The sequence below is a fragment of the Ruminococcus sp. CAG:57 genome, assembly GCF_000435935.1.
Lineage (GTDB): Bacteria > Bacillota > Clostridia > Oscillospirales > Ruminococcaceae > Hominimerdicola > Hominimerdicola aceti.
Map to the genome: position 1 here is coordinate 1272 of NZ_FR890768.1, position 12366 is coordinate 13637.

Sequence of the window (12366 nt, forward strand, 5' to 3'; positions counted from 1 at the left end):
CATAAGAGAGATTACCGACGGCGAGATAGCACAGTTCGATAACATCTATAACGGCGTTGACTGGGGCTGGTATCCCGACCTTTACGCTTTTGTCAGAGTGCATTATGCCCCTGCTCAGCACACGCTGTTCATATGGCAGGAGTACACCTGCAACAAGACAAAGAACATTGATACCGCAAAGCATTTGCTGGAGCTTGGTATCACGGCAAACGATCTTATCACCTGCGACAGCGCAGAGAATAAGTCTGTTGAGGATTACAGAGCATATGGCTTGCTTGCAAGAGGTGCAGAGAAAGGTCCTAACAGCAGGGAGTATTCATATAAGTGGCTGCAATCTCTGCGAAGTATCGTTATAGATAACAAGCGTTGTCCTGTGGCTTGCGAGGAGTTCATCAACTGCGAGTATGACAGGGATAAAGAGGGCAACGTTATAAGCGGCTATCCCGACGGCAATGACCACGTTATCGACGCCGTTCGGTATGCAATGGAAAGAGTATGGAAAAGGCGGGGTCAGTAAGCTATGGGCATTATTTCAAAAATAAGGGAGTGGATAAGCAGAATGCTTTCAAAGTCAGATATAAAGGGCGTTTACGGCATTGATATCGCCGTGACGGACAGTATGATAAGAGCTATTGACAAGTGGGATAGAATGTATGCAGGTAATGCAGCACCCAAGGGAGTTCACTCTCTGCGGCTTGAACACGCTGTTGTGAGGGAGTTTGCAAACACGGCTATCAATGAAATGACCCTGAAAGTTTCCAACGATAAGCTTGATGCCATAATGAAAAACGCCCTTGAAAACCTCAACAAAAATCTGCAAAGAGGTCTTGCAACAGGAGCAATGATAATAAAACCGCTGGGTGCTGATAAGGTGCAGTATGTTCCACAGTCGCAATTTATTCCTGTGGAGTATGACGTGAACGGCAGGCTTATAAAGGTCATTTTCCCTGAAATAAAACGCATGGGCGATAATGATTACCGCATAAGGCTTGAATATCACGCTCTGGACTATGAAAAAGGGCTGACTATCACAAACAGAGCTTTCCGTTCCAATGACGGCGTGTCCCTCGGCGCTGAGATACCTCTCACGGCTGTTGCAGAGTGGGCGGAGCTTATCCCTAAGATAGCCTATCCCCTTATGCTGCGACCCTCTTTCGGCTATTATGTCAACCCTATCGACAATACAGTTGACGGTTCACATTCAGGAGTATCGGTGTTCGCAGGGGCGGAAGAAGTCATAAGAAAAGCTGATATCCAATTCGGCAGGCTCGATTGGGAGTTTGAATCTGGGGAGCGTGCAATAGACGTTGACGAGGCTGTGCTAAGACCTGTGAAAGACCCGTTCACAGGTAAGAAGTGTGCAGAAATGCCTAAGCTCAATGAACGGCTTTTCAGAGGGGTAAACGTGTCGGCTGGCACGAGCGGTGACTTTTATCACGAGTTCTCACCGCAGTTAAGACAGGCGGATTTTATCGCAGGACTTGAAGAATACAAGCGTGAGATAGAGTTTGCTGTGGGGCTGTCCTATGGGGATATCTCAAACCCACAGACAGTTGATAAGACGGCAACGGAGATAAAGTCCTCAAAGCAGAGAAAGTTCGATACTGTCACGGCGATACAGAATAATCTCCGTGTCTGCCTTGAAGACCTCTGCTATTCGCTGGCGTTTTATAATGGGCTTACTCAAAGCGGTTATGAGCTGTCTGTGAACTTCGAGGACAGTATCCTTGCAGATGATGAAACAAAGCGTGCAAGCGACCGTCAGGACGTTTCTATGGGCATTATGCCACTGTGGGAATACCGAATGAAATGGTATAGTGAGGACGAGGAAACGGCTAAGAAAATGACCTCCGACAGCACCGCAGAGGTGATAGAATAATGCTCAAAGCAAGCGAGATAGAGCGAACTTCAATGGTTCTTGATAAACCCCTGCGTGACCTTGAAATGCAGATAATGGAGGACATCGTCCGCAGGATAAAGATAAACGGCGAGATAACACGTTCGGCCGATTGGCAGATATACAGGCTTCACGAGCTTGGAATGAGCAAGCGTGAGATAAAGAAAGCCATTGCCGATAACCTTGACCTCTCCAAAGCTGAGATAAAAGAGCTGTACAATGATATCCTGCAAAAAGGCTATGAATGGGACGATAGCATATACAAGACCAAAGGCAAGGCACGGATACCCCTTGAAGAAAATGAGGGCCTGCAAAGGCTGCTGTCGGCTGTATCGGAGCAGACTTCGGGGGAGCTTAAAAACATATCTCAGTCACTCGGATTTGCAGTAAAACAGCCTGACGGCAAACTTAAATTCACGCAGGCGGCAGACTTCTATCAGCAGAGTCTTGACAACGCCATAATGGGCATAGCAAGCGGAGCGTTCGACTATAACACGATCATAAAGAAAGTCATTTCGGATATGACGAACTCAGGTCTTCGCACTGTGGACTATGCCACAGGCTGGAGCAACAGAGCAGACGTAGCCGCAAGGCGTTCGGTGATGACAGGGCTTTCACAGCTAACCGCAAAAATGAATGAGGACAACGCCAAAGAGCTTGGCACGGACTATTTTGAAGTCACTTGGCACAGCGGAGCAAGACCCTCTCATCAAGAATGGCAGGGCAAGGTCTACAGCAAAAAAGAACTTGAAACTATCTGCGGTCTTGGTACTGTGACAGGTCTGTGCGGAGCGAATTGCTATCACGATTATTACCCCTTTATCCCCGGCATATCTGAGCGTTCCTATACAGATGAGGAGCTTGCACAGATGAATGCAGAGGAGAACAAGCCTGTTAAGTACGGTGATAAAGAGTACACAAAGTATGAAGCTTTACAGCGACAAAGAAAGCTTGAAACTGCAATGAGAGCCCAGCGACAGAAGATACATCTTCTTGAAGAGGCAGGTGCTGATGAGGAAGATATCATCAACGCACGCTGCCGATATCGTGGCACTTCCCAAGAGTATACAAGGTTTTCAAAAGCAATGGGTCTGCCTCAGCAAAGAGAGCGTGTGAATGCCGACGGACTGGGGAATATCGGGGTGGGAAAAACCAAGATAGACTTGACGCAAAAAGATTACAGTGATATAATTGATATGAAAGGTAAGATGTCTGATATAGACGTGCGAAAGTGGTACAGACACCATAACAAAAATATCCCTCAGCTTATCGACAAAAGCAAGTCTATTGAAGAACAGGCAAGACAAGCTTGTGAACTGCGTAATAAGTATCGCTTTCAGGCAAGAGAGTTAATGGAAGATCAAAAAGCTCGTAAAGCCCTTGACCAGACAGACCCTATCATTTCTTTTGAAGACTTGGTGTCAGATAAAATGGCACGAAAAAACATGAGCAGAGAAGATGCTGTAGCAGACACTTTGAAGACCGCTGTAAAAACACGAAGATCAGTAGATAAAAGGTATGGATTGGAGGATCGCAATGAAGAAATATGAATACAATATTTGCACGGCTGCGGACAAAGAAATTTTTGATAAGCAATGTGCGGCATTGGAAAAGCATATTCCAGGCATTGAACGGTCCGATATGCTGACAGATGTTGACGGCTCGCAAACGCAGATATATGAATTAAACGGAAAGAAGATAATCGTACACAACAGTTATTATATTGACGCTGTGTACATTGATTCAGAAGTTGAACTTACAGAGTATTTCAAATGATAATTTTACCGCTTGACTAAGGTCGGGCGGTATTTTTATACCCAAATATCGGAACTAAGCACCTTAACGGGTGCTTTTTTCATACCATTTCGTCCTTGATATGACGTTAAACTGTCAGACTTTCACACCGCAGACAGGGCGGTATATAAGCTATGTAGAAAGGACAAACATATGAAAAACATTTTTGAGATCCTTGCCGCTCTGGGTATCGTTATCCCTGAGGACAAGAAACAGGACATCACAAAACAGGTGGCAGAGAATTATAAGACTGTGGCTGAGTTTGAAAAGGTGAAAAGCCGCCTTGAGGTGGAGCGTGATAACTATAAGGACAGCCTTGATACCGCACAGAACTCTCTCAAAGAATTTGAGGGCGTGGACGTCAAGGAGCTTAACGGCAAAGTCGCACAGCTCACCGCTGACCTTGCTAAGAAAGATACCGAGTATCAGGCGAAGATATCTGATATGGAGTTTGACGCTACCCTTGATAACGCTATCTCGGCAAGCAAGGCAAGAAACGTCAAGGCTCTTAAAGCTTTGCTTGATGTGGAAACTCTCAAAGCTTCCAAAAATCAGGCTGAGGATATCAAGACGGCTATCGAGAACGTGAAGAAAGATAACGATTATCTTTTTGAAAGCTCCGAGCCTATCAAGAACCCGGTTGCTCCCACAGGGACGCCCGCCGCAGGTGAAGTGAGCAAGGAAACCTTTGCAAAAATGGGGTATATGCAGAGGTTGGAACTTAAACGAACAGACCCCGAAAAATACGAACAGTTGAAAGGATAGGATATTATGAAAATGACAAATGGCATTAGAATTTCTATGCAGTATTTCGCAGAGCAGACAAAGATCACCGACCTTATCGACCCTGAGGTAATGAGTGATATGATCGACGCAAAGATAGAGTCTAAGATAACTGTATCTCCCTTTGCAAAGATAGACAGAACACTCGTTGGCGTGCCTGGCGATACTATCACAGTGCCGCAGTACAAGTATATCGGCGATGCAGTTGATGTTGCAGAGGGCGTTGAAGCCGAAACTGTCAAGCTTGAAACAGACTCCACTCAGGCTAAGGTAAAGAAAGCCATGAAAGCGGTGGAGATAACTGATGAAGCACTTCTCAGCGGCTATGGAAACCCTGCAGGTCAGGCGACTTCACAGCTTGCAATGTCTATCGCTTCTAAGGTGGACGCAGACAGCATGGACGCACTTATGAAAGCTCAGCTCATCTATGACGGCTCGGCTTCTGCTATCTCTTACAGCGGCATTGTTGACGCTGTTGACAAGTTCAATGAGGAGTTGAACACCGAAAAGGCTATGTTTATTAATCCTCATCAGAACTCACAGCTTAGAAAGGACCCGAACTTCATTTCTGCCGATAAGTATGACGGCAATGTGGTCATGACAGGCGAGATAGGCAAAATAGCGAACTGCCGTATCGTTCCGTCAAAGAAAGTTTCACTTAACGAGGCTATCCCAGAACAGTATGTGAGAGTTGACAGCGATGCAGAGGGTGCAAAGGAAGTTGTTGCGGACAGCACATCTTCACCAACTGCTTCTCAGATAAAGCTCGGCTCAGTAACGCCTTGTGCAGATGGCTACGCTCCAAAGGTGGGTGACTATGTTGTAAAGAACGCCGCTGTCAAAGCTGGCACTTTCTACATATGCCCTATCATCAAGCTCAACGCTGATACTGAAACAGAGGACGAAACATCAGCTCTGACTATCTACCTCAAGCGTGACACCAACGTTGAAACAGAGAGAAGAAGCACAAAGCGCTGCACAGATATATCTGCTGACAAGCATTACACTGTGGCTATCTCAGACCAGTCAAAGGTAGTGCTTGCAAGATTCAAGAAGTAAAGAGGTGCGGCAGTATGAAAGCATATGCAAGCGAGAGCTATTATATAGGCGTTTATCTTTGCGGCAGAGAGCCTGACATATCTGCCGCTTTTGACTTCTATGCAATGCAAGCCACAAGCCTTATGAAGCAATATACCTTTGACAACGTTGACGAGAACGATATCCCCGAAGAAGTGAAAATGTGCTGCTGCGAGCTTGCGGAGAATATCTTCAAGGCAGAGCAGGAGGGCGGCACTCAGGGGGTATCTTCCGAAAGCGTTGGGGGTTGGTCAAAGTCATATGAAAGCTCAGATATCCGCAGGCAGAACGCTGACAGAGCCGTTCACGATATCGTGTACAAATGGCTCAGCGGAACAGGGCTGCTTTACAGGGGGGTGAGGTAAATGCTTGCAAACAGCGATTGCACGGTGTATCTTTTCGACAAGCAGACAGAGGGATTTGTGCGGAAGTATGCAGAGAAAGTTTACTGGTGTGAGAATAAATCGGGAAGTATCGTGAAAAGCGGTATGCAGACCTCAGACAGCACAAGGGTGTATTTCTATGACGATAATGCACCGAAAACCCCTGCAAAGGATATGCTTGTGAGAGGAAAATGCGAGTTTGAGTTCGATAATCAAACGCCGCAGAGCATATCTGAGAGCATGAAAATGTTCCGTGCGGAGTATGACTTTGTTACGGTAATGAGCATTGATGATTATATGTTCGGCGGTCTGCCACATATGGAGGTGAGCGTGAAATGAAGATAGGTCAGCCTATGGACAGCAGGGCTATCACTTGGGATAAGTCCTTTGCAGGCAAGTATTCAGATCGCTTTGATAAGGCTCAAAAGTTCATTGACGCCGAGTGCATAAGGCATATGGTGAAGTATACACCTACCCTCAGCACTAATCTGAGAAAGTCTGCCACGAGAGGCACAAAAATAGGCAGCGGCAAGATACAGTATCTTGCACCTTACGCACGCTATCAGTATTACGGCAAGCTTATGGTATCATCTGTTACAGGCTCGGCATACGCCCGACAGGGTGAAAAGAAAGTGCTGACGGACAAAGACCTTGTTTACAGCACTTTTAAAGAGCCACTTGCCGGTAAGCTTTGGTTTGAGCGAATGAAAGCCGACAAGAAACAGCAAATACTCAGAGGAGCGACGGCGATAATTGGAGGCAAAGCGAAATGAACATAATCGAGCTTGTGAAAGATATCTTGCAGCAGTTTCCGAAAATATCGGAGGTTTGCAACGATATCCATATCGACTTTACCGACGATACGCCAACAAATTACGGCTTGTCCTCAACAGGCGACAGCCTTATAAGCTCTGATATTCTGGGCGGTCAGACAAGACAGCATAACTTCATTCTCTATGCTGTGTATCAGTCTATGAACGACTTTGACAGAATGTCAAACAGCGGTGTGCTGCTTGAATTGCAGATGTGGCTTGAAAGCTATGCAGACAAGCACCGAGATACCACGTTCACTACCATAACAGAGGGCGAGGAAAGGACAGGCGTTCTTGAAAAGCTCACCTGTGCAAACGGAATGATATACGCAATACCAAATGAAAATACGAACGATACTGTGCAGTATCAATTGCAGATAGCGGCACAGTATCAGATATAAAAGGAGGAAAACATATGCCTGATTATTCATACAAGAGTGGAAAGCTCAACAGAAGTCATCTTCTGCATTATCTTGACACTACATTCGCAGCGGTCGCTTCATCACCAAGCTGGTATCTTCTCGGCAAGGACGTTGAGGACGCAAGTGTGGAGCTCAATCCTGACACTTCCACAAAGAAGAATATTCTTGATGAAACCACAGTTGAGGACAATGGCTATGAGCCTGAGTTCGACCTTGACACATTCTATGCAAAGCCCGGTGACGCACTTTACGAAAAGCTCAAGGATATCATGATGAATCGTCTTACCGGTGATGCCTGCAAGACAAGCGTACTTGAAGTCATCGTTGACAAGACCACAGGTGCGTATGACGCATGGACGGAAGATGTCATAGTCAAGCCGCAGTCTTATGGCGGACCACAGGGGGGCGTAAATATCCCGTTCAACTGCACCTTTGCAGGAAACAGAGTGAAAGGCTCTGTCACTTTTGCGGCAGGCGTGCCAACGTTTGCAAAGGCTACGGAAGAATAAACTATATGACAAACATATGAAAGCACTTCGTTCAGAGCGGAGTGCTTTTTGTTTGCCATAATACAGAAAGGACGATAGAAATGTCAATGCAGTCAATAGATTTTAACAGCGGCAATTACAAAGAGTACGCTATAAACGGCGACGAGAACAGAGTTATAAGGATAAACGTGTCAGACGTTGGTATCATCACAAGGATACAGGACGCTATGAGCAAGGCTGACAATATCGCAGAAGAAGTGTCAGAACGTGAGAAGAACGAGGACAGAACTCAGCTTCTCAAAGAGTATGACCAGCGTGCAAGAGAAATGGTCAATGACATATTTGGAACCGATGTGTGTACGGCGGCGCTCGGAAGCGTGAACGTGTTCTCTGTGGCTTCAAACGGCAAGCCTGTGCTTGTGAACTTCCTTGAAGCGCTTCTTGTTGTGGTGGTGCAGGAGATAAAGTCAGCACAGACGGCGGCTCAGATAAAGCTCGAAGAAAAGGCGGAGAAGTACACCGCACCTGTTATCGCTCATCAACATATTGCTCAGCCTGTGGTCAACGTGGCGGAGCTTTCTGACGAGGACAAAAAGGCTCTGCTTAGGGAGCTGCTGAAATGATAGGCAACTTGCCAACAGCCCTTGAAATAGACGGCAGAGAGTATGCCATACGCTCAGATTTTCGGGCCATACTGCGGATCTATTCAGCCTTTGCAGACCCTGAACTTGACGAGCGTGAAAAGTGCTATGTGTGTCTTAAATGCCTTTACGCTGAGGATATCCCACGAGAGCATTTGCAGGAGGCTGTCAACAAGGCTTATTGGTTTGTGGGTGGTGGAGATGTTCCGCAGGAGAGCGTTCAGCCTGCAAAGACTATTGATTGGGAGCAGGACGAGAGTATTATTTTTCCTGCGGTGAACAAGGCGGCAGGCTTTGAAACGAGGACGGTAAAATATCTTCATTGGTGGACTTTTCTTGGCTATTTCAATGAGATAGGCGAGGGGCTTTTTTCGTCTGTTATAGGCATACGGCAAAAGCTTAACAAGGGCAAAAAGCTTGAAAAATACGAGCAGGAGTTTTACAGAAACCACCGCAATATGATAGACCTTAAACGAAAGCTCTCAGCAGAAGAGCAGAGGGCTGAAAACGAGGACAAAGAGTTTCTGAAACAACTGACGGGAGGTGAATGACAATGGCTGACGGGTGCTTGAATTTTGACACCAACATAAACAAAGAGGGCTTTGAAAAGGGCTTGAAAAGTCTTTCCGATATGGTGGGGGATATCAAGCCAAAGCTTAAAAGCCTTGCAATGGCTCTGACAGCTGCATTCTCCGTCAAGAAGCTTGTGGACTTCGGCAGGCAATCCATAGAAACAGCCTCAGACCTTGCGGAAGTTCAGAACGTTGTTGATACGGCTTTCGGAGAGTCCAAGCAGAAAATGGAGGACTTCGCTGACACGGCTGTTAAGACCTACGGCATTTCAAAGCTCACCGCAAAGCAGACAGGCTCAAACTTCATGGCAATGGCGGCAGGAATGGGTCTTGCCAATGACAGTGCAAGCGATATGGCTATGGCTCTTACGGGGCTGTCTGCGGATATGGCTTCGTTTTATAATGTCGGTCAGGACGTGGCAAGCACAGCGCTGAAATCAATTTTTACAGGCGAAACTGAGACCCTCAAACAGTTCGGTATCGTTATGACGGACGCCAATTTGCAGGCTTATGCACTTTCAAAGGGTATCACGAAATCAACTGCCGATATGTCGCAGGCTGAAAAAGTCCAGCTGAGATACAATTACGTTATGTCGCAAACGGCTCTTGCACAGGGCGACTTTGCAAAGACGTCTGACAGCTGGGCAAACCAGACAAGAATACTTTCTGAACAATGGAAAGAGTTCGGAGCGACTATCGGCACTGTGCTGATGAACGTTCTTCTGCCTGCTGTCAAGGCGATAAACAGTCTGCTTTCACAGCTTATATCTTTGGCACAGGGGGCAGCGAGGTCACTTTCAGAGGCGTTCGGCTTTGAACTAAGCAACAGTGCAGACGAGGCTCAAAGCATAGTGAAAAGCACCTCTCAGGCGGCGGATAATTACAGCGATATAGCCGACAATGCACAACAGACTCAGGAGGCACAGGAAGGATCTCTTGCAAGCTTTGACCAGATGAACAAGCTGAATGATGAGAGCAAGTCAGATAGCACTGGGGTCAGCGGAGCTGGGGAGATAATGCAGCCTTCCGGGACTAGCGTTGAGGTGGATGCGGGAAAGGCAAATAAAAAGCTGTCTGACTTTTTCAAATCAGCAAGAACTCAGTTTGAAAAGCTTGCAGACTATCTTGATAAGAATTTTAAGCCTATTTTCGCTGATATATGGAGCGGACTTGAAAGAGAGAGCATTGAACTTGCTCAGATACTCGGCGGCGTTTTCAGCGATATAAAGTCGCTTTCCGAACCGCTCAAAGCTTATTTTATAAACGATTTTACACCGCTTATGCAGACCGCTTTCAGCACGCTTGGCAAGATAGGCATAGGACTTTTTGACAGCTTCAACAAGGTGTTTTCTGATATCTGGAATGTGGCAGTGTTCCCTATACTGCAAAACTTTCTCACTGTAGGATTACCCCTAATGGCGGATTTTGGCACGCAGGTATGGAACACTCTCGGCGTACTGTTTGATAACATAAAAGAGATCTTCGATACCTTGTGGAACGGCGTTGCACAGCCTGTGTTGAACGCCTTGAAAACACTGTGGTGCGATACTTGGCAGAGCATTTCAGACTTTTGGAACGAGTGGGGACAGCCTATATTTGACGGCATAAACGAGGGTATAACCACCACAAAGAACGTATTCCTCAACCTGTGGGAAACAGTCTTGAAACCTGTGTTTGACAAGCTCATGGACGTGGCTGACAGCGTTTGGACGGAGCACTTGAAACCTCTGCTTGATGAGTTTCTCGACTTTGTTGGAACACTTATCACAAGCGTTCTGAGCATTTACAACAAAGCCATAGCACCCGTTGTGAACTGGCTTGTGAGCATACTCGGACCGATAGTCAGCAGTGTGCTTGGTAAGATAATAAAGACAGTGGGCAATGTCATAAGCAATATAATTGACGCCGTGAAGAACATCATTTCAGCACTTAAAGGCGTTGTGTTGTTCATAGCGGGAGTGTTCACCGGTGATTGGAAAAAAGCTTGGCAGGGTGTAAAGAAGATCTTCAAAGGCGTATGGGACGCACTTGTTGACATAGCAAAAACACCTATTAATTTGATAATCGGGCTTATAAATGGTCTGACAGGTGCAGTTGAGGACGCTTTGAATTGGATAATCGACGGCATAAACGAGCTGAGCTTCACGACGCCTGATTGGCTTCCCGGTGATCTTGGCGGTCAGACATTTGGCTTTGATCTAAGCCAAATTGATATCCCCGAAATACCCAAACTTGCCCAAGGTGCAGTGATACCGCCGAACTCTGAGTTTCTTGCAGTTCTGGGCGATCAGAAGCGTGGCACGAATATCGAGGCACCGCTGGATACTATCACACAGGCTGTTTTGCAGGCTCTTGTGTCATACGGCGGAGCGGGGGGCAACCAGAAGATAAGTGTTACCATACCGCTGACTCTCAACGGCAGGACTATCACACAGATAGTTATTGATGATATCAACGACTATATCAAGCGCAACGGCAGGTCGCCCATAAGGGCATAGGAGGTGCAGAAAATGAAAAGCAGAGGACTTATATTCGGCAGCGAAAGGGTCGCCACACCTGCGGAAGTGAGCTTTACAAACAACAAGATATGGTCGAACAATGCAGGGCGGACGGCTAACTGCAAAATGGTGGGCGATATAAGAGCCATAAAGAAAACTGTCACGCTGAAATGGTATCATCTCACAGGCGAGGAGACGGCAAAACTCAATGAGTATATCTCCAACGTTGACAGTCCGTTTTTCAGTATCACGCTCCTTGATGAGACATTTCAGGAAAGCACTTTTGACGTTTATGCAGGCGACCCCACCTATGAGGTTTTCGGCTGGGACGAGAACAAGCAGTTCTGCAAAGGCGTTGCGGTGGACTTGATAATGCAGTAAGGGGGCGTTTGAATGTACAAAACAGGGGAGCTTGTGGCACAGCGTATCGAGAGCTATTGCCGTACTTGGCGACTGTGGATAGATAATGCAGAGGGTGTTATATCAGGCGACAGCATTATGTCAGCTGACAGCTCAATGCAGGCAACATCACTTTCAGACGACATCGAGCTGGGCGCAGTATGTTCACAATCGTGGAACATGACCATAAGTGCCACTGAAACAGCGTTTCTCGGCAAAGAGTATGACACATATCTATATCTCGTAGACTACGAAACTAGCGGCATACTTTCAGACGAAAAGATACCAATGGGACGTTTCACCTGCGTAAAATCAAAGAAATCGGGCGGCAGTGTCCAGCTGACAATGGCGGACAGGCTGTACTTTTCGGATAAGTCATATGTACCTCACATACCTATGCCAAACTGGAATAAAGCAGTCGAGGACGACATTTGCAGACAATTAGGATTGCAGAACGGCAATGACTACACAGAGGTGCGACTACTGCGTGACAAGAACGGCAGAAGGCTGATAGATAAGAACGGCAAGGTGCTGTACTCAAAGTATTTCTATTTCAAGGTCAGCTCAGTGCCAAAGGACGTGACCATGCGCCAAATGTTG

The 12366-nt window shown here is 46.6% G+C and carries 16 protein-coding genes; all 16 read left to right on the forward strand.

What is annotated here, in order from left to right:
- On the forward strand, positions 1 to 517 hold a 517-nt coding region (locus QVO88_RS08655), incomplete at its 5' end, for a terminase large subunit (RefSeq protein ID WP_288177933.1).
- Between the two features lie 3 nt (positions 518 to 520).
- Positions 521 to 1879, forward strand: coding sequence for a phage portal protein (locus QVO88_RS08660; RefSeq protein WP_022288091.1), 1359 nt, complete (start codon positions 521 to 523; stop codon positions 1877 to 1879).
- Positions 1879 to 3447, forward strand: coding sequence for a phage minor capsid protein (locus QVO88_RS08665; protein WP_022288092.1), 1569 nt, complete (start codon positions 1879 to 1881; stop codon positions 3445 to 3447). The genes QVO88_RS08660 and QVO88_RS08665 overlap by 1 nt, the downstream gene beginning before the upstream one ends.
- Positions 3434 to 3673, forward strand: coding sequence for a hypothetical protein (locus tag QVO88_RS08670; RefSeq protein ID WP_022288093.1), 240 nt, complete (start codon positions 3434 to 3436; stop codon positions 3671 to 3673). The genes QVO88_RS08665 and QVO88_RS08670 overlap by 14 nt, the downstream gene beginning before the upstream one ends.
- 171 nt (positions 3674 to 3844) lie before the next feature.
- On the forward strand, positions 3845 to 4456 hold the full coding sequence (locus QVO88_RS08675; protein WP_022288094.1) for a phage scaffolding protein: 612 nt from the start codon (positions 3845 to 3847) through the stop codon (positions 4454 to 4456).
- Positions 4457 to 4462: 6 nt separating this feature from the next.
- Positions 4463 to 5533, forward strand: coding sequence for a N4-gp56 family major capsid protein (locus tag QVO88_RS08680; protein ID WP_022288095.1), 1071 nt, complete (start codon positions 4463 to 4465; stop codon positions 5531 to 5533).
- Positions 5534 to 5547: 14 nt separating this feature from the next.
- Positions 5548 to 5916, forward strand: coding sequence for a hypothetical protein (locus QVO88_RS08685; protein WP_022288096.1), 369 nt, complete (start codon positions 5548 to 5550; stop codon positions 5914 to 5916).
- Positions 5917 to 6273 carry a DUF6751 family protein gene (locus tag QVO88_RS08690; protein ID WP_022288097.1) on the forward strand — a complete coding sequence of 119 codons (357 nt, stop codon included), beginning with the start codon at positions 5917 to 5919 and terminating at the stop codon, positions 6271 to 6273. It abuts the gene before it with no gap.
- Positions 6270 to 6707: a minor capsid protein gene (locus tag QVO88_RS08695; protein WP_022288098.1), complete on the forward strand. Its 438-nt coding sequence runs from the start codon at positions 6270 to 6272 to the stop codon at positions 6705 to 6707. The genes QVO88_RS08690 and QVO88_RS08695 overlap by 4 nt, the downstream gene beginning before the upstream one ends.
- Positions 6704 to 7147: a hypothetical protein gene (locus QVO88_RS08700; protein ID WP_022288099.1), complete on the forward strand. Its 444-nt coding sequence runs from the start codon at positions 6704 to 6706 to the stop codon at positions 7145 to 7147. Before QVO88_RS08695 ends, QVO88_RS08700 begins: the two co-directional genes overlap by 4 nt.
- A gap of 14 nt (positions 7148 to 7161) precedes the next feature.
- Entirely contained in the window at positions 7162 to 7677 is a 516-nt protein-coding gene (locus QVO88_RS08705; protein ID WP_022288100.1) for a hypothetical protein, read from the forward strand.
- Between the two features lie 80 nt (positions 7678 to 7757).
- Complete coding sequence (locus tag QVO88_RS08710; RefSeq protein ID WP_022288101.1) at positions 7758 to 8279, forward strand: hypothetical protein; 522 nt, start codon at positions 7758 to 7760, stop codon at positions 8277 to 8279.
- Positions 8276 to 8848, forward strand: a complete 573-nt coding sequence (locus QVO88_RS08715; protein WP_022288102.1) for a Gp15 family bacteriophage protein — start codon at positions 8276 to 8278, stop codon at positions 8846 to 8848. Before QVO88_RS08710 ends, QVO88_RS08715 begins: the two co-directional genes overlap by 4 nt.
- Before the next feature lie 2 nt (positions 8849 to 8850).
- The gene (locus QVO88_RS08720) at positions 8851 to 11367 is read left to right on the forward strand and encodes a phage protein (protein WP_022288103.1); all 2517 of its coding nucleotides are present in this window, start codon (positions 8851 to 8853) and stop codon (positions 11365 to 11367) included.
- Positions 11368 to 11379: 12 nt separating this feature from the next.
- The gene (locus tag QVO88_RS08725) at positions 11380 to 11748 is read left to right on the forward strand and encodes a hypothetical protein (RefSeq protein WP_022288104.1); all 369 of its coding nucleotides are present in this window, start codon (positions 11380 to 11382) and stop codon (positions 11746 to 11748) included.
- A 12-nt stretch (positions 11749 to 11760) separates the two neighbouring features.
- The coding region (locus tag QVO88_RS08730) for a hypothetical protein (protein WP_288177935.1) at positions 11761 to 12366 on the forward strand (606 nt) is incomplete at its 3' end.